We start from the raw sequence: 24,751 nt of genomic DNA on the forward strand, positions 1-24,751 counted from the left end.
CGCCAACATCGTCGAACACGGCGCCGCCGGCGCGCCGGCCGCGGCGGCGGACATCAACGCGCTGCTGGGCGATATCCACGCCAGCCTGCGCGGCGACGGCGCGATCGGCAAGCTGTTCCGCTTCGACATGCTGGCCAGCGCCGACCGCCTGAAGCACCTGGACCGGCTGGCCGTCTGCAATGCCGACGGCTCCGTGTCGGCATTGCCCGCGCCGGTCACGCCGGATGGCAAGTACATCGCGCCGGTGAGCCGGCTGGCGGCCCGGCTGCTGCAGCGGATGACACAGCTCGACAGCATCGGCACGCCGGCCCGCAAGCTGACGATGAAGGGCGACGCCGTGGTGCTGGCGCACCTGGCCTGGCTGAACGAGCAGCTGGACCGCGATGAATACTACGTGGAGACGGCGCAGGGCCGGCGCCGCGTCGGCAGGCTGCTGCTGATCAGCGGCTCGCAACTGCTGCCGCGCGCCATCCGCGACCTGGGGCTGGCGGAACTGGAACGCTGCGTGTTCACGCCGCTGTCGCTGCTGGGGCACCGGCTGATGGACGACTACGTGCAATCGTCCGGCGTCGATGCGCCGCCGCCGCGGCAAGGGACCGGCGGGGTCAGCGCGTCGTCGCTGATCAACTTCCTCGATTCGATGCGCATGTCGCTGGCGCAGGCGATCCGCGAGGACGACTACAACAAGATCGGCGAAACGCTGAGCCGCGTGCGGGGCGAGCATTCGCGGCTGATCGATTCGTGGCAGGGGCGGCAGCTGTTCGGCGAACACAGCCGGCCCGATGGCGTGAGCGCCGCGATCGCCGACCTGCACCGCCAGGGCTTCGAGCTGGAGGGGCTGGAAGGCTTCATGCAGCGCCTGTCCGTGAAAGCATGGCAGGCATTTGCGCGCTCCATCACGCTGCTCGGCTTCAAGCGGGCGGACCGTGCCGGCGTGGTGCAGCGCAACTTGCCGCCGCTGCTGCTGGCCGGCTACCCGAAGGCGGCCCGGCTTGCCGCCGAGCTGTATCGCTTCGTCCACCACAGCGCCTTCGGCCAGGAGGCGGAAAGCCCGATGAGCGCCGGCACGATCCTCTCCGTGACGAACGAGGATCCGTCGCATTACACGGAATTCCTGTGCTACGCGCTGTGGGCGCTGGCGCACCGGCTGCTGCGCAGCGCGCAGGGCTGCGCCGAGCTGGCGCTGTCGATCGCGGACCAGGAACCGGCGGGCGCGTCGCGCTCGGCCAAGCGGCTCGAAGCGCTGTACCTGCGCGCGCACGTGATGAAGCTGCGCGCCCTCACGGCCGACGAACTGGCCGCCGCGCGCCAGGGGCTCGATGAATGGCGGCGGGAGGCGCCCGGCCACGGCGACATCGATCGCGCCAGCGCGATCCGCGTCGACGGCGAACTGTTCTCGATCGATTGCCATGCCTGCTTCGTGATGGCGTTCGGTTCTTCCGGCAAGGTGGTTCCGGCGCCGCACGTGCGCACGCGACAGCATTGCCGGCAAACCTTCGAGCACGGCCAGGCGCTGCTGCGTTCGCTCGATGCCGCGCCGGACCGTTCGCACCCCGGCGAATACCTGGGCGAATTCGTCCGCCAGCAGGTGCTGGTCAACCTCGTGCAGCTCGCGCTGCTGTGCCGGTTCGGCGTGACGCTGAAGGACGATGGCGCCGTCGACGTGTTCGTGGCCCTGGAAGAAGATCCGGAGATCGGCGCCCTGGAAGGCGCCTTCGCCGCAGCGGCCCGGGAACTGGTGGCCCAGTACCGCAACCTAGACGCCGACAAGTCCGGCGACCTGCCCCGCCCTTCGGTGCTGATCGCCTGCGTGGCCGATGCGGCAAGCGCCGTCTGGGCCACGCAGCGCACCGGGCCCACCGCCGCGGAATCCGGTGCCGGGCACCTGGGCTCGTTCGACGACCGGCGTTTCCGGTTCCTGGAAGCGGTGTGCCGCTACCGGGCGCGGTGATGCTGCACCGGCGCAGGCGCAGGCGCAACCACGGATGCGGCCGGTTAGCTGCCGGGACGGGAAAAATGATGCTCGGTTAAGCACGTCAAAGAGCACCTGACAGGAAGTGTCCGCCAAATCGGTAGGATGCCAAGAAGTTTATCAAGGAATCACTGACCTAATTCGGACAGGAGAGAATCATCCTAAAAACCGTCTGGCAAGACGTGAATCATCGTCAACGTCTGGGAATCGACGATTATTTACAACGCAGCATGGTGCCTTTCTCGCGGCGCAGCCGCTTCCACGAATAAATCGGCGACTCCTTACGTCCTCTACACTATCATACGAAATAACGAGTTCTCGAAGTACGCTATTCTCCGACGATGGCGATACAGTGCGTATTTCTCTACCGGCTCGATGAGCTCTTTCATTATAATCTTACTGGCCTCTTCAAGTGGCGCACGCCAATCCATGCGTGTCACTTTTGGGAGATAAGTATAGGTATGCTCCACTCCGAATATCGCAATCAGTGCCAGCGTGCCCAGCATTTCGTCAAAACTGATTTCTTCCGCTCCTGTCGCAGCCTTGCAAAATCTGGAAAAGTCTTGGTGCAGTCGCTGCGGTGAAAGTGCTGGCAAAAAAGCAGCAGCAGGAAAGCAATTATGGTAGTGCAACTGCATAGCTGCACAATCAGCACTGTTCCATCCATTGCTGACATCGGCATCACCCGCAGGATGAATCGGTGCGATGCTAGCCCAGATACGGTCCAGTACCGAGTCGTGCAAAAATTCCGACGCAAGTTGGCGGGAACCGGGGTTAAGTAAAGGATGGCGTAATTGCACCGGTCGCAAGCGGTAAAAATTCTGATAGGAATTAGTGGGCGCAGTCGCGCCAATGGGCATGCTGTTGGCATACTGACCAGCCAACGTCAACCCTGCCGCTGCGGCTTCACTACGCATCCAGTTCAATGCAGCGTCGGCAAACACAGATGTCGTGCCGGGTGGTACGTCATACCCACCTCCAACATCGGCGTGAGCCCCGGCAAACCATGCTTGCTGAAGGGTCTGTGTGGCATCGTCATGGCCAGCCCACATCATTGGTTCAAATGCACTGCGCAGCTCATGCAGAGCAAGCGCATGGCGGATATGCCGAATCCACGTGGGCACATCCTGATCCTGCTCGCGCTTGACAATGGCGAGAAGACGCGCTTCGCTTGCAGCAGGCTGACCGAACGGTTCGAGCGCTGCGACAGCATCCCACTGTCCCAGGAAATGTGTGGGAATTCCGGCTTCCAGTTGGGTTTGAGTACGCTGCTGAATCTCTTTTAGAAACTCGGCAAAACGGTGGCCTGCTTCGTCTTTCCAATACAAATAGAAAGCGTATTCGATATATCGCTGTTCAGTATGGGTAGCCAAAAGCTTTCCCACTCTATCGAGAAATCCCGCAAGCATTCTGGCAATAAAAGCGCCACGACTGAATCCGAAAAGAAAGAGTGCATCATCATTCTCGAAGTTTTCCGCAACGATGAGATACGCGCGCTTGATGCGCTGGGTCGCACCGCGCCCAAACGCCAGGTCGATTTTCTTGGATATGTATGGAAAAATTCGTTGCTTTTTGCTGGCCGGGGCATCCTCACCTCGCCCGATACCTTCGATATAACGAACAATCTGATTTTCCTGACTGACTTGCTCATACAGCCTGTAGACGTTTGTGTTTTCCGGATGAGCAGCTCTCCCTTCATTATCCGTACCATCTATGAACAAGGCTAAATTTTTCATTTTATCTATGGGCATCGGGCGTCGGCAAATGGAGATAATTGTCTGGACAATTATTCTGCGGAGACTACCTATGAATGATCTCACATCCCGAAGCTGTATTTCAACGACATTAAAAAAATGGTAGAAAGCAATCCTTTCTATGGCTTTTTTACGATAGCAATGCAGCGGAACCGCACTCGACGGAATGTGGCTGCTCTTCGGTTCGGTCTATTCCACAGTCCGCTCGTGGCACACCCGGGACTCAGCTGATCGACGACTGCCCGGAAAATTCGTGGCCACGGCGCCGAGCAACTACTCCAGATCTATCAGCTTGGACACGTCGTGGATTTGTAGAAGCCGGAATGTGTCCGGCATTCCACATAGAACGGCGCGAGGGCGGCGGCCTTAATGTCCCGCGGCGGCTATCGGCGCGGGACCGTGAAGCCGACGCTGTAGGTGCTCCTTCGCCACCGCAAGCGCCCTGTCCGGCTTGGCTGCAATATCCGGGGTGACGCCCACGCCTTCCCAATTGGAGCGGGTAATCGGACTGATGCTGCGCGCGTCGGGTATCACGGCGAAGAAATGGTCGCCGAGCCGGTACGGGCGCGCCGGGTGGGCGCCGCCCCAGGTCCGTTCGCCGATTACCGTGGCGCGTTTCAGTGCCTGCATCGTGTAGGCGAAGTCTTCGCCGGCGGACATCGTGCCCGGGCCGGCCAGGATGACGACCGGCTTCTTGCCGCCATAGCGTTTGCCGTCAAGCTTGTCCACCGTCCAATGCTGCGTGGCGGTGCCGGTCTTGCGCGTCCAGATGTCGTTGAGGCGCGTACGCCCGTCGACGAAATAGCTGACCAGCAAGGCCACCGAGTCCGGTCCACCGCCGCCGTTCTCGCGCAGGTCCACGATGAGGCCGTCGGTGTCGGCGAGTTTATCCATCGCTGCCGCGTACTTTCCGGCCACGAGGAAATGCGGAGGGAACCCGGAGATTTTCAGGTAGCCCACATTGGAGCCCAGGTGATCCACCTCTTCCACGCCAAGGTTCGACACGTGGCGCAGCAGGCGCATCGGAAGGGGGGCCCGCTGTTCGAACTCCGCCAGCGTCGCAGGGGGCGGACCGAGCGCGTCGTCGGGCGGTACCAGCCCCGGGTCGTACCCGACCGTCATATGCTTGTCATGGACGATGCCGTCAAGGTCGGCCGTGAGCCGTTTCGCCAGCTGTTCGCCGTCCGTCATGCCATCGTAGCGGCCCTCGCGCTGGCGCTGGCGCAGGACCGCCTCGATCTGCCTGGCCTTGTCGGGGAAAACATAATGATCGTTCAGCTTCGCCACCAGCGCATCGATGGTCCGCGACCGCATCGCGCCATCGACGGGCACTTTCGGCGGTGGATTGAAGCGTTCCCACAGAGGCCGCCACATCGGCTGGGCGACAACCCCTCCGATCGCGGCAAGCACCAGCAAAGACGGTATGACGATCCATTTCTTTTTCATTTCTTTTCTCCTCCTGGTTGATGACAATGGGTGGTGCGGATCGAGCGGGCGTGCGCGATCGACGGCGTTGTCCACAGCCCGTCGGGCGGCGTCATTGCGCGCTTACAAAATTCTCGATTGACCGGTTTCTGCCGGCAGTGAACCTGTGGGATGGCACGACCGGACATCCCCGTGCCGGGCGGCGGCCCGGCGGCGCCAGCCCGGCTACATCTGGCGGAACTGCCGGGTAAATGCTTCGCTGACGGCCAGGCGTTCGGCCCGGCCTTTCAGGATCACCTCCAGGCCGCCGCCCCGCCCCGCGGGTTCGCTGCGTTCGATCCGGTCGACGGCCTGCAGGTTGACGATGGCGCTGCGGTGGATTTGCGCGAACTGCTGCGGGTCCAGCTGCTCGAGCAGGTTCTTCAGGGGCAGCCGGATCAGCGCATCGCCCCGCTCCGTCACTACCCGCGTGTACTTTTCGCTTGACGTGAAGTACAGCACTTCGCTCACCATCACCAGCCGCACCGTATTGCCGCTCGAAGCCTTGATCCACTTGAGGTACACCGGCGGACTATCCTGCTCGAACAGCTTTTCCCACACGGCCGGCGGCGGGCTCGCGGCCGCGCGCGACTTCAGGCGGCGGATCGTCTGCAGCAGGCGCGCGGTCGTCAGGGGCTTGACCAGGTAGTCGGACGCGCCGGCATCGAAGGCGGCCAGCGCGTAGTCGGCATAGGCCGTGACGAACACCACCTGGCAGGACTCGGGAATATGGCGCGCCACCTCCATGCCGTTCAGGCCGGGCATCTGGATGTCCAGGAACACGATGTCCGGCCTCAAGGCGTCGATGCACGCCACCGCCTCGATGCCGTTGTCGGCATGGCCGGCGATCCGCAGCCCGGGCCACAGGACGCCCAGCTGGTCCGCCAGTTCCGCCCGCAGCAGCGGCTCGTCTTCGACGATCAGGGCCGTCGGCATCAGGCGTCCTTTCCTGCCACGGGTACCGTCAGCATGGCCCGCACGCCGCGTTCTTCGCCTTGACTTTCGCCCGGACTTTCGCCCGGACTCTCGCCGGGTTCGACGACCAGGCCTGCCTTGCGCCCGTACAGCAGCATCAGGCGTTCCGCGATATTCGCCAGGCCCGTGCCCTGCCCGGCCTGTTCCGTCAAGCCGATGCCGTCGTCGACCACGGACACGGTCAGCAGCTCGCCGTCTGCGCTGCTCTCGCACCTCGCGCCGACGGTGATCAGGCCCGGCCGGCTGGCCCGCTCCAGCCCGTGCTTGACGGCGTTTTCCACCAGGGAGATCAGCATCGCCGGCGGGAACGGCAGGCTGCGCAAGGCCTCGTCCACGGCAACGCTGAAGTGCAGGCGTTCGCCCATGCGGATACGCATCAGGGCCAGGTAGTCGCCGACCAGATCCATTTCACGCCCGAGGGTCGAGGACACGGAGCGCATGTCCGGCAGCGCGTTCTGCAGGTAGCCGACCAGGTGGTCGAGCATGTCCTGCGCGGCCTGCTGGTCGGTGCGGATCAGGTACTTCAGGTTGGCCAGGGTATTGAACAGGAAGTGCGGCTCGACCTGGGCCTGCAGTGCAGACAGGCGCGCCTGCAGCGAAGTGCGTTCCAGCTCGCGTCCACGCCGCGCCGCTTCGAGCGCGGCCGCATGGCGCGCGAGCTGCTGGCGCAGCTGGGCGCACACGATCTCGGCGGCCTTCAGCGACTCGCCCTGCTGGATCGCGAACCAGGCCAGACCCGCGTGGCTGCGCAGCTCGATGTGGCAGCTGGGCCCCGGTTCGGACGATATCCTCACCTCGACATGGCGCCCCAGCGCCAGCGGACGCCAGCGGCCCAGCACGATCCGGCCCTTGAAAGGGTCGTGGAAGAACGCCGGCGGAGCGGCGTAGCCGAGCGCCATGCCGAGCGCCAGTCCCGACAGGGTCTCGGTGCACAGGTCGAAGGTGGTGTAGGCATTGAACGGCGCATCGATGCGGCGCGCGACCGTGGATGCCATCCCCTCCGCGCACAGCGCCTTGCCCTCCTCGCCCAGCCGGGCAAGATAGCTGCGGGCGATCCCGCCGGACACCAGCGCCAGCCAGGCCATCGTCGCCAGTGCGACGCCGCCGACGAGGTACGGATTGAGTTTGTGAAGCGTGAATCCGCCCGGCGCATCCATGCCGATTTCGAGCCCGAGCGGCAGCATCGCGATCGCCAGCGACAGGAACAGCAGCGAACCGGCGTTGAAGCGCAGCGCCGACTGCAGCAGATAGCGGCGCACCAGGCGGCGGTCGTGCACGACTTCCGGCACGGGAGGCGCGTTGAATGGCAGGAAAGCGGGAGAGCTCATCTGGTTCCTCGTGTTGGGCTTGCCCCGCCATTCTAGCGGTGCGCGCGCGCGTTCTTTCGCCCATGCGACGAATGGCCGCGAATCGTGGAGGAAACCGGTGCCGGCCGGATGAATGCTGTTGAGCGAATCGCGGCCCGGGCCTGGTGGTCTGTTTCGATGCGGGATGCGAACATGGGCTGGAGGACGCGCATTGCAGGCTGCGCCCGCCGCGGATCAGGCTGGACTGGACGCAAAGCTCACGCCTGCGTTGACCGTCGAGCGGGGTGCCACATCACAAATTGCTGACACATGTCGTGCGGAACTGGGCCGCTGACGTCGGGTTCTCGCCGCAACCGGATTCCCACCCGAACCAGACATTGTGGTTCGACAGGATTTGCACTCACCTAGTCACCGTCCAATGCTTCCTGCGTTCGCCTGACGCCTGCGCCGGACATTGCGAAATCGTCCCCCGCATCGAGATCCTGGCGGTATTTCCCGGACGGTTTCTCGGGTTTCCGATGCAAACCGAAGACGATCAGGGAGCCTAGTACCGGAATACCCCAAACCAGCGCCAGCTGGGCAATTTTTTGCAGGGGACTCGACAACTCATCGACAATGACCAGAATGCTTGCCCACATGGTCAGCAGTGCATACAAGACGCCTGCGAAGACGACAACTTCGATGCGCATTGCCGTCTCCCATTTCCCGAATCAGTACTCTGTAGTGAGAACGCCGTGCCGTATCAGTTGGCTGGCGACTATTGTTACTTCCAGTCCGATTCCATTCTAACTCCATTGTTCGAGCCAGCATGGCAACGCATCGCTCCCGCTGACTTGGCGGGTGTCCCTGCCTGGGGAGGCGCTGGGATCGCAGGTTGTCGTCATGGTCGAGACCAATCCTGCATGATTGCTGGGGATTGACGAAATCAGGACAAGCCTGGCGACAGCACGCCGATGCAAGCAGAAGCCGGTTCCACTGCAACGCTGCTGCGACAGCTTGAAACAACACGAACTTCGTGGCAAACCAACCCGGCAATTTTTAAACACATTAGTGAAGTATTGACTTCACAATGGCGCATTCTTAAACTGAAGCACCCACTTCACCAAACGAGGCTGATCATGACTGAGCGCGCGCAGTTCGATACCTTTTCCCTGGAACGTACCTTTGCCGTCCCGCTGGCGCGGGTGTATCGCGCATTCAGCGATCCACGCGAGAAGCAGCGCTGGTTCGCCGAAGGGGCGCAGCACGAGATCGAACGGTACGACATGCAATTCGAAGTTGGCGGGCGCGAACAGGCGCGCTATCGCTTCAAGCCCGGGACGCCGTTCGCAGGCGCAATGCTCGGAGCGGATGGGTACTTCCTCGATATCATTCCTGACCATCGGATCGTCAGCGCCGCCACGATGGCGATGGATGGACGGCGTTTTTCCGCCTCGCTCCACACCTTCGAGTTCCACGACGACGGACCGGACGCCACGCGCCTGGTCTTCACCCACCAGGCAATGTATGGAGACGGCGCGGACGGTCCCGAATTGCGACGGGCCGGCTGGCAGCTGCTGCTGGACCAGCTGCATGGCACCCTGTCGGTCGAGTAAGGAGCCTGCATGCTGCAAGTAAAGGCAATGCAGCCTGGCGTGGCGGACGAGGTTTTGGCCGCGCTGGGAGACGCCACCCGCCGCGCGATCGTCAGGCTGGTAACGGATGGACCGCAAACCGTGAGCTCGCTGGCCGCGGCGCTGGACGTAACGCTCACCGCCATCATCCAGCATCTGCGAGTGCTGCAGGCCTGCGGCCTGCTGCAGACGCGCAAGGTGGGCCGGGTGCGCATCTGCGAACTCGACCACCGTGGACTCGATGTCCTGGCGAGCTGGGTGGCATACAACCGCCGGATGTGGGAACAGCGCTTCGATTCGCTGGGCGCGATGTTGCAGGAGGATGCGGAGGGGAAGTAAAGCCTGGTTCACATGCCGATACAATATTTGCTTCCCTCGTGCGTCTATACAGGTATGGACACCAGCCGACCACTTGATGCAGAGGCAACCCGCGCGGACGACGCCGTGGCCGAGACCATACGGCGCGAGCGGCCGCGCCTGCGGGCATGGCTGCGCCGCCAGCTGCCGGACGCGCAGGACATCGAAGACATACTGCAGGATGCATTCTATGAACTGGTGCTCGCCTCGCGCCTGATCGAGCCGGTACGCAATGCCGGCGCGTGGCTATTCACGATCGTGCGCAACCGCGTGACCGACCGGCACCGCAGGCGCAGCCATCGAACTTTCCCGCTTTTCGGGAACTTGGGTGATTCGGAGGACGACGATGATTCCGGGACGCTCGACGACCTGATACCCGACGCCGAAGCCGATCCCGAACGTGCTTTCATGCGCGCGCGGCTGGTCCTGGCCCTTGAGGAGGCGCTGCGGGAACTGCCCGAGGATCAGCGGGTTGTCTTCATCGCCCATGAAGTCGATGGCTTGTCGTTCAAGGCTATTGCGCAGACCAGCGGCGTCGGCATCAACACGCTGCTGTCAAGGAAGCACGCCGCGGTCAAGGCACTGCGCACGCGGTTGCGGGCCGTCCATGACGAACTGTCCGATAACTGAGGTTAAGCCGGACAGGCCTTTCACTGTATTTCATCCACGGAGGTAGCATGAAACGTCGCGCGCACAAACTGACTCTGCTGATCGTTGTCTGGGGCACGATTGCCATCGCCGGCTTTGGCTCGGCCGTATGGCAACTATGGAACTTGCTGATGCCAACGCTGTTCCACCTGCCAGCGATCGGCTTCTGGCAAGCCGTCGGCCTGATGGCCCTCAGCTGGCTGCTTTTCGGCGGGTGGCGCGGCGCTGGCGGCCTGCGCAACGATGGTCGACATGCCCGCCGTCACATGTTGACGGACGAAGAACGCGACCATCTGCGTGCGTCGATGGCGCGCGACGGTCGCTGACGGTCCGTGCGGTTGCTTGTGTCGACAACGCCGGGTGACTCGCCCATGTCCTGATTGCCTCCTGCCGGCATGGTGCAGCATCGCACCGATCCCCTCCAGCCTTCGGCGTATGGTGAGGATGCAACCGAACGCCCCTCCCGGGCCGAGGGTGGTTCGTCATTCACTTTTAAATAGGAATTTCATGGAAAAGCACAAAGCAGCAATATTGGGAGGACTGGTCGCCGGCGTCGTCACGACCGTGTTCATGGTCGCGGGCCGCAAGACCGGACTGCTGACCAAGACGCTGGACCGCGACGCCGTCGACTGGATCGACCGTACGACCGGCTCGCGGGACGTCATTGGCGACGCCGGCACCAGCGTCGTGGAATTCGCCAATCACCTGGGCGCTTCTGCCGCCTTCGGGGCCGCCCTGCCAACGCTGCGCGACTGGGCACCAAACCTGTCGCCCGTGGCGCTGGGCACGCTGTACGGTACCGCGCTGTACGCCGTCAATATCGCCGGCATCGCACCTCTGATCGGCATAACCCAAGGCGAAGTGCGGGCCGGACCGCGCAAGGCGGGCGAGCGCTGGGCCGTGCACGTTTTACAGGCCATCGTCACGGCGCTGGTCGCCGAGCGGCTGGAACGAGAGGCCGACTGATCCTAGGCCCCGGCCCGGCACGCATGGCGAGTTTGCAGTATTCGCATAGCCTGCGGACGCCATCCATCGCGGAAGACCGGAACCGGCGCGTGTCCGCCCACATGGGCGGAACCCAATCAGCTCGTAGCGCGCGACATCGCATGGGCATCTGCACCAGCCGGTAGACGTAGCGGGACTGTCGGGTCGGTTGCTGCCTGCCAGATCGCTTCCGCTACGTCAACGGGGTGCGTCACCATGGTGGACTCGCCCATCCGACCAAAAATTCCCTGTACGAATTCGCTGTAAGCTTCTGGAACCGCGCCTTCCATACGGGACTGCGCGTTCCTGCTGAATGGGGTTTCCGGCGCACGGCCTGGAATGACCAGATTGATCCGGACATTGAACTGCGCAAGCTCCAGTGCCAGCGATTCCGAGAAAGCATTGACAGCGGCTTTGCTGGCTGTATAGACCGCCAGCAATGGATGAGGTTGGTATGTCGTCGCCGAGGTCACGTTAACGATCACACCCGAACGCTGTTTTCGGAAGTGCGACAACATGGCATGGGTCATTGCGATAGTCCCCAAGGTATTTGTTTCGAATATTTCCCGGATTGTCTCCATCGACGTCCCTTCGACAATGCCGAGCAGGCCCACGCCGGCATTGTTCACCAGGACGTCGACCGGTCCGATCGATTCGACCGCTCGTTCAATGCTTTCCGGGTCGGTAACGTCGAGTTTCACGACGCGCAGATTTGGAGATTCGAGAAAATTGTCGGGCTTCGGCGAGCGCATCGTTGCAACGACTTGCCAGCCTTTGGCCAGGAAGTATTCTGCTGTTTCCAAGCCAAAACCCGAAGAAGCTCCGGTAATCAAGACGGTTTTCATTATCGATCCTTTCAATTGTGTGAAAGCAGAATAGACGATGCCGCCCGGACGATCTACAATTGGAGGTCCGCAATTTGTGCGCAGGAGTCCAGAATGGTAGATCCGCTATCCGAAGTCGTCTCACTCCTCAAGCCAAGCGCCCCTTCCTCGAAAATCGTCAGCGGGTCTGGCGAGTGGACTGTGCACAGGACCGAATCAGGGGGGCCTTTTTTCTGTGCAGTCATGGAAGGGGAATGTGTGATCGCTGTGGAGAAGCGGGAGGCCATCCGTTTGCAGCAAGGCGACTTCGTCCTCATCCCTGCCGCCTACAGTTTTGACATGTCGAGCATCCAGCGGTGCGAGAACAAGACATATCGTCCCGAAGATGTTTGCGTTCTTGATGGCGAGACCAGGCACGGCGACCCGTTGGGGCCCGCAAATGTCCGGCTGCTGGTTGGCTATTGCGTTTTCGAGTCGCCGGACGCGATGTTGCTGGTGTCCTTGCTTCCGGACATCCTGCACGTGCGCGGAGAAAATCGCCTGCAGTTAATGATGGAACTCGTCGTCAGCGAGTGTCGTGCAAATCGCCCGGCCCGCGACGTGGTTCTCGGACACTTGCTTGAAGTGCTGGTGATTGAAGCATTACGGTCCACAGAGGGCGTTTCTTCCTCGCCCGGGTTGGTACGTGGCCTTTCCGACGAGCGGCTCGCAAAAGCCATACGTTGCATGCATGAGGCACCACAGCATCCCTGGACCGTGGCACAGCTCGCGAAGGAAGCCGCCTTGTCACGCTCGACTTTCTTCGAACGCTTCAGTCGAGCAATCGGCTCTGCACCAATGGAGTATCTGCTTGCGTGGCGCATGGCTTTGGCAAAGACCCTGCTGGGACAACCGGACCACAGCGTGGCAGACGTCGCTGAGCGGGTAGGCTATAGCTCCGCGAACGCCTTTAGCGTCGCCTTCGCCAGACAGGTGGGACACCCACCGGCCAGATATGCCCGGTTGTATTGTGGCGCGTCCCGGGGATGACGCGGGCATTGGCTTGATTGACAGGAGTCGCAGCGCTGTCGCGCCGCAGATATGTTGTAACTCAACATTGCGATAGTCCGCGTTTGGCCGAACTCGACCGTTCGCCGCAGAATATCTGGTTGGAAATTCACAGACTGCCACGACAGGCAGCTGCCGGCCCAAAAGCAGACTGCCACGGCGCCCGTTGCAACCTCGATCAGACCCGTTAAGTCGCGCGAAATCCATTGGCGGGACAGCGCGCGACTTCGAGGTTGCATCAAGCCTTGTTGTCCAGTTCAGGGATGCCACTGCTACGATCCGCATACGCGGCCCGGAAGCTCGGACGTTGCTGCCAGCGCTGCCAGTAGGCATCCAGGAACTCGAAACGCTCGTCCAGCGGCGTAGCGTTCACCGGGAATTTCGAGAACGCAATTGCGGTTGCCAGCGTGATGTCGGCGAACGTAGGCTCGTCGCCCCCCAGCAACCATTGCCGTCCGTCCGAAAGATGTTTGTTGACCAGGGCGGCATGGGCCAGTGCTTCTTTGCGGCAGTGTTCGCCCCAAGCTTCGTTCTTCGTCAGTTCGAGTTTGAAGCCGAGACCGGTATGCAGAACATGGAAAGCCGTGACGATGCGATACAGGATGTGAACCCAGATGCGGTTATCCCACATGTTGTCCAGGCCCTGTTCCAGCGGCGTGTCCCCCATGATCTTGCGGCCGGGGTAGGACTGGTCCAGATAACGGACGACAGCCGCCGTTTCGGAGATGTAGCTACCGTCAGCGAGCTCGAGGGTCGGTGTCTCGCCCCAGGCATTCATTTTCAGATGACGCCAACCACGCTGCTCACCAACCGGGGTCATGTCGTAAATGGTCTCCTGGAACTGATCGGCGATCCCCTTTTCATGCATGAACAGGCGCAGGCGTTGCGGGTTGGGGAAAGCCGACGGCGAGGTGAAAACGTTCAATTTGCTGGTCATTTTGAATTCCTTTAAGTATGTCGAGGTGTAGGCCAAACCGTGTACTGCTTCAGTAGCGAGGCTCTCGGTGCGTTGTTGCTGAAGCAGTGGACGTACTTTAATACGTTGTTCCTGGTCGATAAACCATGTGATAATCAATTCATTTATTACAAATGGTAATGAATATGGCAGCAGGCAACGCACTTCAGCTGGGCAGCATCGAACAGTTTTGTAGAGCAGCGGAGACTGGCAGCTTTACCAGTGCGGCCGAGATTCTTGGCTTGACGCCGGCCGCGGTCAGTCGGTCGATCAGTCGGCTCGAGCAGCGCCTCGGTGTACGCCTTTTTTTAAGGACTACCCGCGCCGTCAAGCTGACAGCCGAAGGCGAGCTCTATTGGAAGGAATGTCAGCTCGCACTCGAGCAAATCGCCGAGGCCGAGCGTGCGATTACAGGTGCCCAGACTGTCCCGAGTGGGCCGCTGCGCATCAGCGTCAGTGCTGCTTATGGAACGTTTCGGTTGCTGCCTTTGATGCCTGCGTTTACGGGGCTTTATCCGCAGATCGACATCGAGATCAGCATTTCGGACAAGATCATTGACTTCGTCGAAGAAGGCTTCGACCTGGCAATCAGGCTTGGCATTCCACAAGATTCACGTCTTGTCGCGTTCAAACTTGAGGACGCCACGCTAGGTGTATTCGGTACCCCAGCATACCTTGCAAAGAAAGGCGAACCACGCGGTATTGATGATCTCGGTGAACACGATTGTATCCAGTACATATCGCCGAATACCGGGCGGCCGCTGCAGTGGCAGTTCACCGATGATCAAGGTACTGCAATCGAGAAGCCGATAACCAGCAGGATGCGTGTACTTAACGATGCGTTGGGGGCTGTCGCTTGGGTAAACGCGGGCGGAGGTCTTTATCAAACGTATCGCTTTGCAGTAGGCGACGCTCTGCAGCGTGGTGACCTCGTGGAAGTCCTCCAACAGTACGGTGGCCGCTCCCGCCCCTTTTCGATCCTCTATCCCCAGAACCGTCACCTATCGGCGAGAGTGCGTGCATTTGTCGATTTCTTGCGCTCAGCAGTGAAAACGTAAACGATCTCAACCTTATGAGGACTCCTGTTCCCAAGGGCGGTTGCGACGCCCGCTTCCGGGCGGTTGCTGCCATCCAGTACAAGGCAGCTTCCGCCACAAACGGGACATGCCCGTCCGCTATTGATAGTCTGGCTGGTCAGCCTGGTTGACATGCGCGGCCAGTGCGCCGAGCGTCACCTCTCCCATCCGTTCAAGCATGAATTCCTCTGTTCGTTGAAATACGGCGCCCAGTCTGGCCACCACGGCTTGCTCGACCGGACAGGTCTTGTGGTCGACCGCTACATTGATCGCCAAGGCGGCAGGTGAGCCGAGTGCCTCGTAGACCTCACGCACCGTGACACCATGGATTGCACGAGCAAGCGACCAGCCGCCGCCGGCACCGCCATCTGAGGTCACCAGCCCCGCATGCTTTAACGGCGCCATGGTGCGGCGAACAACCACCGGGTTAGTGCCAAGCATGAGAGCGATCGTCTCGGATGTAGTCTTGCCGCCACGTTTGTCCATGTGGATCAGTACATGAAGCATGCGCGACAGCCTGCCGTCGTGTCTCATTCCTACCTCGCGTAGTTCTGGTCAAAATTCGTAACCCGATATGTTACGCCACTTGACCGACTGAAATGCGCAACATATGATGTTACGCATTCGAACCCAGGAGAATGACATGCAGCGCAGGTCGGTGGATGTGAATGGAATCACGTTGTCGTATCTCGAAGCCGGCGAAGGCCCCGCAATACTTCTTTGCCACGGCTTTCCGGAAACGTCGCAATCATGGCGCAAGCAGATTCCCGTACTTGCTGCGGCAGGTTATCGCGCCATTGCCCCGGACCTGCGTGGGTACGGGGAGTCCTCCTGCCCGGAAGCAAGCGACGTGTACACGATGTTTCATATTGTGGGCGACTTGATCGGCCTGATGGATGCCCTCTCGATCGAACGCACTGTCATCGTCGGCAACGACTGGGGGGCGTCGGTCGCGTGGCAGATGGCACTCATGCGCCCGGACCGCATACGTGGCGTTGCCGCCTTCGGCGTACCCATGATGGCTCGTGCTCCCATGCCTCCGACAAAGCTTTTCCCGCGCACGAAAGAGGCGATGTTCTACATCCTGTATTTCCAGGAACCTGGGCTGGCCGAGCGCGAAGTCGAACGCGATATGCCGACCACGCTACGCAGGATCTATCATGCGGCATCTGGCGAAGCAGGACCGCGCCAGCCGGGAGACGATACGCCCAATCCTTTCGGGATGGTCGTGCCGGAACGCGGGATACTGCGCGACCTTCCCGAGCCGGTAAGCTTACCCGCATGGCTATCCAGTGCCGACTTCAACGCATTCGCCGCTGCTTTCGCGCGTAGCGGCTTTCGTGGTGGACTTAACTATTATCGCAACCTGGATCGAAACTGGGAGTTGCAAGCCAGTCTTGAAGGCATGCACGTCGAAGTGCCGGCGCTGTTCGCCATCGGCTCACGCGATGTCGGACTGACCATCCCCGGAATGGATCACATTATCGCTGGAATGTCGAAGCTCGCTCCGCACCTGCGCCGCTGCGTTACCATCGACGATGCCGGACACTGGATACAGCAGGAGCGCGCCGATGAAGTCAATGCATTGATCCTGTCTTTTATGCCGACTTTGGATGACAGTACGCCCGCCAGGCCGTGATCACGCCGGCAGCGCCTTCGACCACCGGGATCAGGGCCTGTACGTGATGGATGTCGAGGTGCGCTTCAAGTACTGGGTCGAACAGGCCGTGGGCCAGCAGGCCATAGGCATCTCCAAAGTCACTGGTACCAAGGTCCGCTTTGGCCGGTTGCTGCCGTCCACTGTACGACAGCGCAATCCGTCCGCGACCAGCGCAGCGTCTGCAATGGAAGTTTTGCTCTACACTTCCCACCACCCTATGGACCAACAGCGCCGGCGCATACTTCGCGGTGCGTGGGTGGAGAGAGCGCACACGGTCGTGAAGTACATGCGCAGCTCGCGGCCAACCCGAACGTTCGGCGCCGTTGAAGCCACCGTGCCGGAAGCATCCGCATGCCGAGCCGGCGCAATGGCATACCTTACGCCCCAACAACCTGGCGTCAATCCGCGAATGGAGATCTGGAAAACATGAATTTGAACATGCCCGGCCTTGCCACCACTTTCTCGCTCGCCCTGCTCGCGTGCGCCGCCGTCCCGGCGGCCGCGAACGCGCAGGCCAGCGCATCCGCGACCGGCGGCCTGCCCTTCGAGGTCAAGCCGGTCGGCACATTCAAGAGCCCATGGGCCATGGCATTCCTGCCCAACGGCAACGTGCTGGTTACACAAAAGGAGGGGACGATGATCCTGATCGATCCCGCAACCGGTACCAGGCGGACGGTGTCCGGTACACCCGCCGTCAGCAGCAGCGGCCAGGGCGCGCTGATGGACATCGTGCCCGCTCCCGATTTCGCGGCCAGCAAGCGGCTCTACTTCAGCTACTCCGAGGCGGGTCCCGGCGCCGGCACCCGGGTCGTGCTCGCCACCGCGACACTGGATCAGCCAGGCGGCACACTCAGGGATACGAAGGCCATTTTCCGCAGCCAGGATGCTTCGACTGGCGGGCACTATTCGGGCCGTATCGGCTTCTCGCCGGACGGCAAGTATCTCTTCTTCACCAGTGGCGACCGCCAGCTTTTCGATCCGGCGCAGGACCCCGGGTCGACGCTCGGCAAGGTGCTGCGCCTGAACCTCGACGGCACGCCGGCCGCCGACAACCCGCTCGCGGCCAGGGGCTTCCATGCAGCCGTCTGGTCGTATGGCCACCGCAACCTGCTGGGCATCGCCTTCGACAGGCAGGGGCGCCTGTGGGAAATGGAGATGGGGCCGCGCCATGGCGACGAGATCAACCTGATCAAGCCAGGCCTCAACTATGGCTGGCCGAAGGCATCGAATGGCAGCCACTATGACGGCCGCGACATCCCCGACCACGCCCCTGGTGACGGCTTCGAAGCCCCGAAAGTGTCCTGGAATCCGGCCATTTCACCAGGCGGCCTCGCCTACTACGACGCGGACCTGTTCCCGAAGTGGAAAAATTCCCTCTTCATCACCGGTCTCTCGGGCAAGTCGCTGGACCGCATCGCCCTCGACGGCGAGAACGCGACCAAGGCGGACCATTGGGACATGGGCGAACGCATCCGCGCCGTGCGCACCGGGCCGGATGGCGCGATATGGCTGCTGGAAGACGGGCCGCGCGGCCGGCTGCTGATGCTGACACCGAAGAGGTAGGCCAGCGGGAACCGCGTGGCGCGGGCATGCCACTATCTGGCGGTCCGGAGAGCCCAGGTCCAGCACCGTTCGCCAGACGCCAGGGTTTCACTCCCGTGCCGGAACGCGGGTCAGCCTTGATGGCGATGCGAAGATCGCGTGTCAGCTGCCCTCGCGCGGCAAGGCGCCGTTTCCGGCCGCCGATAGCAATGGGCCGAAAGGTATCATGTCGTTCGAGCCCAACCGCCGGCCGCCGATCCCTATTGCCACTGGTCCTGCTCCATGATGCCGACGCCCAGTTGCTCGCACAGGCGCAGGAACTCGTCGCCCTGTTGCTCGTCGACCAGCACGACATTCCAGCTGTCGTCCTCGTCGTCCAGCACGATCATCCGCTTGCCGAATCGCGGTGCGTGTTCCAGCAGCGTGTCCAGCAGCACGCTGATCCGCGCGGGTCCCTGCGGCGGTTCGTCGGGCAGGTCGGGTGCCGGCAGCTGGCGTGTGCCGCACATGGCCAGCATCATCTCCTCGAACGTTTCGTCATCCTTGATGTCGGCCTGCACGGCCAGCCTGATCGAGGCCAGCGCTTCCATCAGGCTGAAGAACTCCGGCATGGTCTCGCTGTCGTCAACTGCCGAGCGGGCCTGTTCGGCCAGCTCCGGCGTGCCGCTTATCAGTTCGAGCCAGCGTGCGAACGCATCGCTCTCGCTGACCTGGCCGGTCTGATTGTCGGAGGAGGCGCCGATGTCGCGGGGTGTCGTCATGGTCGAGGTCAATCCTGTAAATTTGTTATGGAAATGACACCATCATAACAAGCTCCCGGCTCGCCTTGCCACTTTTCATGGCATCATTTTCATTCATTCACGGCGTCGATCCTCACCCGCTGCACTGGCACACCCTCACCGGCGAACTCCACCTCGATCGGCCCCGCCTCGAGCCCGGCGCGCACCACGGCAACCAGGCGGCCGTGGAACGTGGTCCGCTCGCCGGACTGCAAACTCGCGGCATCCATCGGGTTGCCGTTGCCGGCGCCGGCCAGCGTGCCGGCACCCTTGACGGACACGCGGAACTTGCGGTCGCCATCGCGTGCGTAGACGGGCACGCCGTCCGCGTCCACCAGTTCGGCGCTCACGTAGACCAGGTCATCGCCGTTGGCGCGCACCTGCCGGCGGTCCGTTGCCAGCTTCACCGCGGCCGGCGCCCCGGCGGTGCGCAGCTCCCACTGCCCCGCCGCCTTGCCGTCGCGGTAGCTCACGGCGGCCAGGCGGCCCGGCTCGTACTTCACGGAGTACGACGTCCGGTATTCGGTCTGGCGGTTGACCGCCTTGCGCCCGAGGCTGCGCCCGTTCAGGAACAGTTCCACTTCCGGATGCTCGGAATAGACGACCACCTTCACCGCCTTGCCCTCCTGGCCCTTCCAGCTCCAGCTCTGGTGCAGGTCGTGCAGCGACCAGTCCAGCTCCGGGTGCTCCTTGAAGTAGTCGCGGTCCGGCAGGTCCTCCGTCCCGGCCGGCTGTTCGACGAAGGCCGCCACCGGATCGATGCCGGATTTCCAGATCACCTGGCGGTAATACGCCGCCGGGCGCTTGCGGCCCGTGGCATCGATCTCGCCGCAGTAGGCCAGGTGCCACGGGTATTTGCCCAGCTCCTTCCAGTCCTTCGAATAGCCCATCCAGCCGATGCCCGTCTCGCCGATGTAGTCGACCGACGTCCAGACGAAGTCGCCGATCACCCACGGCATCGTTTCGACCGGGTCCCAGTAGCGGAACGCATCCTTCGACGTGGACTCGGACGTGTACATCACCCGCTTCGGATGGGTGGCGTGGTCGCTGCCGAACAGGTGGGCGCGGTAGTTGTAGCCTGCCACGTCGAGCTCCGCGAACTGGATCGCGTTGGCCGGGCTGTCCACGTTGACGCCCTGCGTGACGGGCCGCGTGGTGTCGAGCAGGCGGATGCGGGCCGCAAGGTCGCGCGCGGTCTTCGCGCCTTCCGGCGTGGCCTGCTCCGGAATCTCGTTGCCCACGCTCCAGAAGATCACGCTCGGGTGGTTGCGGCCGCTGACGACCAGGCTGTCGATGTCGCGCCGCCAGTTCTCTTCGAAGAACCGCGAATAGTCCGCGTCGCGCTTGGATTTGCGCCACATGTCGAATGCTTCGTCGATCACCAGCATGCCCAGTTCGTCGGCCGCCGCCAGCGTGGCCTGGCTGGCGGGATTGTGCGCGCTGCGGATCGCGTTGTAGCCGGCGTCCTTCATCAGCAGCACCTTGCGCCGGTCCGCATCGGGCGAGCCGGCAGCACCCAGCATGTAGTTGTCGTGGTGGATGTTGCCGCCCTTGAGCACGTATTTCCTGCCGTTGATGCGCAAGCCGTTTTCCGCATCGACGGTCACCGTGCGGATGCCGAAGCGGGTGCGGCGCGTATCCTTCAGCATACCGCCCACGCGCACTTCCTGCACCAGCGTGTACAGGTTCGGCGCGTCGGGCGACCACAATTTCGGGTTCGGGACGGCCAGGCGATGATCGATATCGACCTTGCCGCGCGCAGGAATCGTCAGCTGCCGGCGCTCCCGTGCGACAACGCCACCGTCCGCACCCACCAGTTGCGACAGCACCTCGACCTTCGCTGCCGCGGCCGTGCGGTTGGCGACCGAGGCGCGCACATCGACTTCACCCTTTTCCGCGGAAGCGCTGCGCGTGCTGACGAACACGCTGTCGGGCGCCACGTGCACCGGATCGAGCAGGTCCAGCGTGACCGGGCGGATCAGGCCCGAACCCGCATACCAGCGCGACGACGGGTCGACGTGATTCACGCGCACCGTGACCACGTTGTCGCCCGTTTTCGCCTTGCCGGTCAGGTCCAGCGTGAACGCCGTGTAGCCGTAGCGGTGCCTGCCCACGTGCTCGCCGTTGAACCAGATGTCGGCATCCATGTAGACGGCTTCGAAGTTCAGCCGCAGCACGCCCGCGGCATCGGCCGCGTTCAATGCCAGGTGCCTGCGGTACCAGCCCTGCCCGCCCGGCAGGTAGCCGGAATCCTGTCCGCCCACCGCCTTCGCATCGAACGGCGGCGTGCCGTCGGCCTTGTCCATGACCGAGAAATCGTGCGGCACCGCGACCTTGCGCCAGCCGGCATCATCGAAGGATGCCTTGTCGGCACCTTTCGCTTCGCCGGCCTGGAACAGCCAGCCCTGTGACAGGCTGCGCTGTTCGGCGGCGGCATGGCCGGAGAGCAGCGCCACGGCGAGGGCAAGCGGCAGGAGACGGCGGCGCGGAGCGATCTTGAACAGGGTCATTCGGGCGAGTCCTTGGTTTTCGATAAAAATTTTTCAATCGTAACAGGCTGGCAACGCGCGCCGGTATTCCATTTTTCAGCCGAGGAATGCCGAGTTGGCATAGCGTGGCTTTTTCACATCCCGCGAACCTCCCATTTCGCAACCGCGTGATTATTTGCCAGTCTGGCAATTCGCGCCCTCCCCGGCTTTCATAAGATGCGTGTGATCGCAACAACAAGCGACACCGAAACCACGAGGAGAGACATGCAGAACCACCCAAACAACCGCCCGGCCGGAATCCGGCTCACCACCCTGGCGCTGGCCGCGGCCGCTCTGGCATCGTCCGCGCAGGCCCAGCAGGCACCGGCAGCCGAACCCGCCAACGTGGTGACGGTGACCGGCTTTCGCGCCAGCCTGGACAGCGCGCTGAACGCCAAGAAAAGTTCCGACGGCATTCTCGACGTGATCAAGGCCGAGGACATCGCCAAGTTCCCCGACGCCAACCTGGCCGAATCGCTGCAGCGCGTGCCCGGCGTGTCGCTGGCGCGCGGCGAAGGCGGCGAAGGCCGGCAGATCACCGTGCGCGGCCTGAACGCCGGCTTTACCCGCGTGCGCATCAACGGCATCGAAGGCATGTCGATGACGGGCGCCTCGGACATCAATGGCAATTCGAACCGGGGCCGCGGCTTCGACTTCTCGGTGTTCGCCTCCGAACTGTTCAACAGCCTCGAAGTGCGCAAAACCTCCGAAGCGGCCATCGAGGAAGGCTCGCTGGGCGCCACGGTCGATTTGCGCACCGGCCGGCCGTTCGACTTCAAGGGCCGCACGATCAGCTTCGGCGTGCAGGAAGGCTGGAACTCGGTATCGCGCAAGACGCAGCCGCGCCTGACCGGCCTGGTCTCGGACCGCTGGGACACCCGCTTCGGCAAGGTGGGCGCGCTGGTCTCGGCCGCGTATTCGAAACGCCGCGCCGTGGAGGAAGGCTACGAGGCGGTGGACCTGTACCCGGCCCATTTCGACGACGGCTTCTGCTCGCCGCTCGGCGCCGCGCCGCAGGTCCCCGCCAGCAATGCCGCCAATGCGGCCAAGGGCGTCGATGCCGCCAACTGCGGCTTCGGGGTGCCGCGCACCAGCAACCCTGCGGAATATGCCGAAGTGATGGCCCGCACCGACAACTTCGGTGGCACCGTGGCCAGTCCCGTACCGGGATCGGGCGCGTTCGCGCCGCGCATCCCCCGCTACCGCCGCTCGCAGACCGACTACGAGCGCACCGGCATCACCAGCTCGTTCCAGTGGCGCCCGGCGCCCGGCACGGACATCAACCTGGACCTAATGTACGGCAAATTCAGCAACACCCGCTACGACAACTACATCGGCGCGATCTCGTTCGGGCGCAGCATGGCGGCCGCCAACGGCAAGCCGCAGACGTCGATCCTGGAAGCGGAATTCGACGGCAACGGCAGCTGGACCTACGGCCGCTTCAACGGCGTGGATATCCGCACCGAAGGCCTGATGGACGTGTACGAGACGAAGTTCCGCCAGAACGTGCTGTCGGCCAGCCACCGCATCGGCGACACGCTGAAGGTCGATTTCCTGCACGGCATGTCGAACACGAACCTCGACAACCCGATGCGGGCCACGGTGATGTTCGATGCGCCGAATGTCAACGGCTACTCGTTCGACTTCCGCCAGAACCGCAACGTGCCCACGCTGAACTACGGCATCGACGTGGCCAACCCGAACAGCTTTACCTTCGCGAACACGGAGCCGAACGGCACGTGGCACGGCCAGTTCTTCGGCCGCTACCTGCAGTCCGACAACAAGCTCAAGACCACGGCGGCCAACCTGGCGTGGGAAGCGAGCGACCGCCTGACGCTGCGCACCGGCCTGTCGGCCCGCAAGAACACGTGGGCCAACTACGACGTGGGCAACGGTTCGACGGGCGGCCTGAACCTGCCCGCCGGCGTGGGCATGAACGACATCTCGCGCCAGATCGCCGGCTTCGGCCGCGGCCTGGGCGGCACGGGCGTGCCGAACACGTGGGCGGCGGTCGACCTGTCCAGGCTGCTGGCCGTCTACAACATCGAGTGCCATTGCGCCGACATTCCCGGCTCCGAATTCAACCTCGCCACGCCGGGCGTGACACGCATCGAGGAAAAGATCGATGCCGTGTACGGCATGGTCGACTTCAACTACGACCTGTGGGGCATCGGCTGGCGCGGCAATGCGGGCGTGCGCGGCGTCGATACGCAGGCCACCTCGATGACGCTGCAGCGCATCGCCGGGCAGCTGCAGCCGATCACGTTCACGAAGAAATACCGCGACTGGCTGCCGGCCCTGAACCTGACGGCGCAGCTGCCGAAGGATGTCTACCTGCGCTTCTCGGCGGGCAAGACGCTGTCGCGCCCGGAATACGGCGACCTGCGCCCGTCCGCCAGCGTGAACCAGCAGTTCCAGACCGTCACCGTGGGCAATGCCAACCTGGACCCGATCCGCGCGCGCACGTACGACCTGCAGGCCGAGTGGTACTACGAGAAGAACGCGATGGTGTCGCTGGGCTTCTTCCGCAAGGAGATCAAGTCGTTCATCCAGAACGTGCAGCAGCGCGAAGTGTATTCGTCGCTGGGGCTGCCGAACGAACTGCTGACCGATGCCGGCTGCTCGATCACCGGCGGCACGCCGGCCTGCAACGTGCTGCCCGATACCACGGTGGTGGTGAACCGCAAGTTCAACACGCCGGGCGGCCCGCTGAACGGCCTGGAATTCAACCTGCAGGCGCCGTTCAGTTTCCTGCCCGGCATCGGCAAGAATTTCGGCCTGCTGGCCAACTACACGCGCGTGAAGTCGGAAATCAACTACATCGTGCGGCCGGACAATCCGGCCACGCCGGCCAACGAGTTCATCGGCGACACGGCGGACTTCACCGGCCTGTCGCCACGCGCCCACAACATCACGCTGTTCTACGACGATCCGAAGTTCAGCGCGCGCGTGTCGGCGGCGCACCGCTCCAGCTATATCCTGGCGGTGCTCGGCGACATCAACGGCCACGACTACACGCGCGTCAACGGCTCGACCAATATCGACTTCAGCGTGTCGTACAACCTGACGCCGAACCTGCGCCTGTCGTTCGAGGGCCAAAACCTGACCGACGAGGCGCTGCGCTACGGCCGCGACAGCCAGCGCAACGACACGCTGCTGTACGTGCACTCGGGGCGGTCGTTCGTGCTGGGGGCGAACTACAAGTTCTGAACGGTGGCAGGATGAATGCAGGGGCCGGCCGCGTCGCAGCGCGGGCGGCCTCGCTC

At 62.8% G+C, this 24,751-nt stretch carries 22 protein-coding genes; 12 read left to right on the forward strand and 10 right to left on the reverse strand.

What is annotated here, in order from left to right; genetic code table 11:
- A partial coding sequence (locus GJV26_RS29745; RefSeq protein ID WP_173346098.1) for a hypothetical protein occupies positions 1 to 1,951 on the forward strand: 1,951 nt, incomplete at its 5' end.
- A 311-nt stretch (positions 1,952 to 2,262) separates the two neighbouring features.
- On the opposite strand, the gene GJV26_RS00260 is transcribed toward GJV26_RS29745, so the two are convergent.
- The 5 genes from GJV26_RS00260 to GJV26_RS00280 form a co-directional block, all read right to left on the reverse strand.
- On the reverse strand, positions 2,263 to 3,708 hold the full coding sequence (locus tag GJV26_RS00260) for a T6SS phospholipase effector Tle1-like catalytic domain-containing protein (RefSeq protein WP_173346099.1): 1,446 nt from the start codon (positions 3,706 to 3,708) through the stop codon (positions 2,263 to 2,265).
- Between the two features lie 384 nt (positions 3,709 to 4,092).
- On the reverse strand, positions 4,093 to 5,172 hold the full coding sequence (locus tag GJV26_RS00265) for a S41 family peptidase (RefSeq protein WP_155706624.1): 1,080 nt from the start codon (positions 5,170 to 5,172) through the stop codon (positions 4,093 to 4,095).
- A 204-nt stretch (positions 5,173 to 5,376) separates the two neighbouring features.
- Complete coding sequence (locus tag GJV26_RS00270; RefSeq protein ID WP_173346100.1) at positions 5,377 to 6,126, reverse strand: LytR/AlgR family response regulator transcription factor; 750 nt, start codon at positions 6,124 to 6,126, stop codon at positions 5,377 to 5,379.
- Positions 6,126 to 7,493, reverse strand: coding sequence for a sensor histidine kinase (locus tag GJV26_RS00275; protein ID WP_155706626.1), 1,368 nt, complete (start codon positions 7,491 to 7,493; stop codon positions 6,126 to 6,128). Before GJV26_RS00275 ends, GJV26_RS00270 begins: the two co-directional genes overlap by 1 nt.
- Positions 7,494 to 7,876: 383 nt before the next feature.
- Positions 7,877 to 8,161, reverse strand: coding sequence for a hypothetical protein (locus GJV26_RS00280; RefSeq protein WP_155706628.1), 285 nt, complete (start codon positions 8,159 to 8,161; stop codon positions 7,877 to 7,879).
- A gap of 264 nt (positions 8,162 to 8,425) precedes the next feature.
- Here GJV26_RS00280 and GJV26_RS00285 point away from each other — a divergent pair, with 264 nt between their 5' ends.
- The 5 genes from GJV26_RS00285 (at position 8,426) to GJV26_RS00305 (ending at position 11,056) form a co-directional block, all read left to right on the forward strand.
- Complete coding sequence (locus tag GJV26_RS00285) at positions 8,426 to 9,067, forward strand: SRPBCC domain-containing protein (protein WP_155706630.1); 642 nt, start codon at positions 8,426 to 8,428, stop codon at positions 9,065 to 9,067.
- A gap of 9 nt (positions 9,068 to 9,076) precedes the next feature.
- Entirely contained in the window at positions 9,077 to 9,424 is a 348-nt protein-coding gene (locus tag GJV26_RS00290; RefSeq protein ID WP_216643082.1) for an ArsR/SmtB family transcription factor, read from the forward strand.
- A 105-nt stretch (positions 9,425 to 9,529) separates the two neighbouring features.
- On the forward strand, positions 9,530 to 10,072 hold the full coding sequence (locus tag GJV26_RS00295) for an RNA polymerase sigma factor (RefSeq protein ID WP_371866432.1): 543 nt from the start codon (positions 9,530 to 9,532) through the stop codon (positions 10,070 to 10,072).
- Positions 10,073 to 10,119: 47 nt separating this feature from the next.
- Positions 10,120 to 10,416 carry a hypothetical protein gene (locus GJV26_RS00300; RefSeq protein WP_155706634.1) on the forward strand — a complete coding sequence of 99 codons (297 nt, stop codon included), beginning with the start codon at positions 10,120 to 10,122 and terminating at the stop codon, positions 10,414 to 10,416.
- A 181-nt stretch (positions 10,417 to 10,597) separates the two neighbouring features.
- Positions 10,598 to 11,056: a hypothetical protein gene (locus tag GJV26_RS00305; protein WP_155706636.1), complete on the forward strand. Its 459-nt coding sequence runs from the start codon at positions 10,598 to 10,600 to the stop codon at positions 11,054 to 11,056.
- Between the two features lie 116 nt (positions 11,057 to 11,172).
- On the opposite strand, the gene GJV26_RS00310 is transcribed toward GJV26_RS00305, so the two are convergent.
- Positions 11,173 to 11,919: an SDR family oxidoreductase gene (locus tag GJV26_RS00310; protein WP_155706638.1), complete on the reverse strand. Its 747-nt coding sequence runs from the start codon at positions 11,917 to 11,919 to the stop codon at positions 11,173 to 11,175.
- A 93-nt stretch (positions 11,920 to 12,012) separates the two neighbouring features.
- On the opposite strand from GJV26_RS00310, the gene GJV26_RS00315 reads away from it, so the two are divergent.
- Entirely contained in the window at positions 12,013 to 12,927 is a 915-nt protein-coding gene (locus tag GJV26_RS00315) for an AraC family transcriptional regulator (RefSeq protein ID WP_155706641.1), read from the forward strand.
- 256 nt (positions 12,928 to 13,183) lie between these two features.
- Here the strand turns inward: GJV26_RS00315 and GJV26_RS00320 are convergent, their stop codons facing one another.
- Positions 13,184 to 13,882 (reverse strand): glutathione S-transferase family protein, encoded by a 699-nt coding sequence (locus GJV26_RS00320; RefSeq protein ID WP_155706643.1) that lies wholly within the window; start codon positions 13,880 to 13,882, stop codon positions 13,184 to 13,186.
- 158 nt (positions 13,883 to 14,040) lie between these two features.
- Between GJV26_RS00320 and GJV26_RS00325 the strand changes: the two genes are divergently transcribed.
- On the forward strand, positions 14,041 to 14,958 hold the full coding sequence (locus GJV26_RS00325) for a LysR family transcriptional regulator (RefSeq protein ID WP_308807608.1): 918 nt from the start codon (positions 14,041 to 14,043) through the stop codon (positions 14,956 to 14,958).
- Between the two features lie 117 nt (positions 14,959 to 15,075).
- Here GJV26_RS00325 and GJV26_RS00330 read toward each other — a convergent pair whose 3' ends face one another.
- On the reverse strand, positions 15,076 to 15,510 hold the full coding sequence (locus GJV26_RS00330; RefSeq protein WP_155706646.1) for an Rrf2 family transcriptional regulator: 435 nt from the start codon (positions 15,508 to 15,510) through the stop codon (positions 15,076 to 15,078).
- Positions 15,511 to 15,619: 109 nt separating this feature from the next.
- Here GJV26_RS00330 and GJV26_RS00335 point away from each other — a divergent pair, with 109 nt between their 5' ends.
- From GJV26_RS00335 to GJV26_RS00345, 3 genes are read left to right on the forward strand one after another with little or no spacing between them, the layout of a single operon-like run.
- Complete coding sequence (locus GJV26_RS00335; protein WP_155706648.1) at positions 15,620 to 16,615, forward strand: alpha/beta fold hydrolase; 996 nt, start codon at positions 15,620 to 15,622, stop codon at positions 16,613 to 16,615.
- A complete protein-coding gene (locus GJV26_RS00340) occupies positions 16,590 to 17,066 on the forward strand; it encodes a hypothetical protein (RefSeq protein WP_155706650.1) in 477 nt (158 codons plus the stop codon). The genes GJV26_RS00335 and GJV26_RS00340 overlap by 26 nt, the downstream gene beginning before the upstream one ends.
- Positions 17,063 to 18,199, forward strand: a complete 1,137-nt coding sequence (locus tag GJV26_RS00345; RefSeq protein ID WP_155706652.1) for a PQQ-dependent sugar dehydrogenase — start codon at positions 17,063 to 17,065, stop codon at positions 18,197 to 18,199. The genes GJV26_RS00340 and GJV26_RS00345 overlap by 4 nt, the downstream gene beginning before the upstream one ends.
- Before the next feature lie 239 nt (positions 18,200 to 18,438).
- Here GJV26_RS00345 and GJV26_RS00350 read toward each other — a convergent pair whose 3' ends face one another.
- A complete protein-coding gene (locus tag GJV26_RS00350) occupies positions 18,439 to 18,939 on the reverse strand; it encodes a DUF6630 family protein (protein ID WP_155706654.1) in 501 nt (166 codons plus the stop codon).
- A gap of 89 nt (positions 18,940 to 19,028) precedes the next feature.
- Entirely contained in the window at positions 19,029 to 21,467 is a 2,439-nt protein-coding gene (locus GJV26_RS00355; protein WP_155706656.1) for a glycoside hydrolase family 2 TIM barrel-domain containing protein, read from the reverse strand.
- Positions 21,468 to 21,710: 243 nt separating this feature from the next.
- Here GJV26_RS00355 and GJV26_RS00360 point away from each other — a divergent pair, with 243 nt between their 5' ends.
- Positions 21,711 to 24,695: a TonB-dependent receptor gene (locus GJV26_RS00360; protein WP_173346101.1), complete on the forward strand. Its 2,985-nt coding sequence runs from the start codon at positions 21,711 to 21,713 to the stop codon at positions 24,693 to 24,695.
- The last annotated feature ends 56 nt before the right edge of the window (positions 24,696 to 24,751 follow it).

The organism is Pseudoduganella dura (genome assembly GCF_009727155.1).
GTDB lineage: Bacteria > Pseudomonadota > Gammaproteobacteria > Burkholderiales > Burkholderiaceae_D > Rugamonas > Rugamonas dura.

Coding starts and splice junctions, on each gene's coding strand:
- GJV26_RS00260 (WP_173346099.1), bottom strand. CDS start 3,708: ATGAAAAATTTAGCCTTGTTCATAGATGGTACGGATAATGAAGGGAGA.
- GJV26_RS00265 (WP_155706624.1), bottom strand. CDS start 5,172: ATGAAAAAGAAATGGATCGTCATACCGTCTTTGCTGGTGCTTGCCGCG.
- GJV26_RS00270 (WP_173346100.1), bottom strand. CDS start 6,126: ATGCCGACGGCCCTGATCGTCGAAGACGAGCCGCTGCTGCGGGCGGAA.
- GJV26_RS00275 (WP_155706626.1), bottom strand. CDS start 7,493: ATGAGCTCTCCCGCTTTCCTGCCATTCAACGCGCCTCCCGTGCCGGAA.
- GJV26_RS00280 (WP_155706628.1), bottom strand. CDS start 8,161: ATGCGCATCGAAGTTGTCGTCTTCGCAGGCGTCTTGTATGCACTGCTG.
- GJV26_RS00285 (WP_155706630.1), top strand. CDS start 8,426: ATGCAAGCAGAAGCCGGTTCCACTGCAACGCTGCTGCGACAGCTTGAA.
- GJV26_RS00290 (WP_216643082.1), top strand. CDS start 9,077: ATGCTGCAAGTAAAGGCAATGCAGCCTGGCGTGGCGGACGAGGTTTTG.
- GJV26_RS00300 (WP_155706634.1), top strand. CDS start 10,120: ATGAAACGTCGCGCGCACAAACTGACTCTGCTGATCGTTGTCTGGGGC.
- GJV26_RS00305 (WP_155706636.1), top strand. CDS start 10,598: ATGGAAAAGCACAAAGCAGCAATATTGGGAGGACTGGTCGCCGGCGTC.
- GJV26_RS00310 (WP_155706638.1), bottom strand. CDS start 11,919: ATGAAAACCGTCTTGATTACCGGAGCTTCTTCGGGTTTTGGCTTGGAA.
- GJV26_RS00315 (WP_155706641.1), top strand. CDS start 12,013: ATGGTAGATCCGCTATCCGAAGTCGTCTCACTCCTCAAGCCAAGCGCC.
- GJV26_RS00320 (WP_155706643.1), bottom strand. CDS start 13,882: ATGACCAGCAAATTGAACGTTTTCACCTCGCCGTCGGCTTTCCCCAAC.
- GJV26_RS00325 (WP_308807608.1), top strand. CDS start 14,041: ATGAATATGGCAGCAGGCAACGCACTTCAGCTGGGCAGCATCGAACAG.
- GJV26_RS00330 (WP_155706646.1), bottom strand. CDS start 15,510: ATGAGACACGACGGCAGGCTGTCGCGCATGCTTCATGTACTGATCCAC.
- GJV26_RS00335 (WP_155706648.1), top strand. CDS start 15,620: ATGCAGCGCAGGTCGGTGGATGTGAATGGAATCACGTTGTCGTATCTC.
- GJV26_RS00340 (WP_155706650.1), top strand. CDS start 16,590: ATGACAGTACGCCCGCCAGGCCGTGATCACGCCGGCAGCGCCTTCGAC.
- GJV26_RS00345 (WP_155706652.1), top strand. CDS start 17,063: ATGAATTTGAACATGCCCGGCCTTGCCACCACTTTCTCGCTCGCCCTG.
- GJV26_RS00350 (WP_155706654.1), bottom strand. CDS start 18,939: ATGACGACACCCCGCGACATCGGCGCCTCCTCCGACAATCAGACCGGC.
- GJV26_RS00355 (WP_155706656.1), bottom strand. CDS start 21,467: ATGACCCTGTTCAAGATCGCTCCGCGCCGCCGTCTCCTGCCGCTTGCC.
- GJV26_RS00360 (WP_173346101.1), top strand. CDS start 21,711: ATGCAGAACCACCCAAACAACCGCCCGGCCGGAATCCGGCTCACCACC.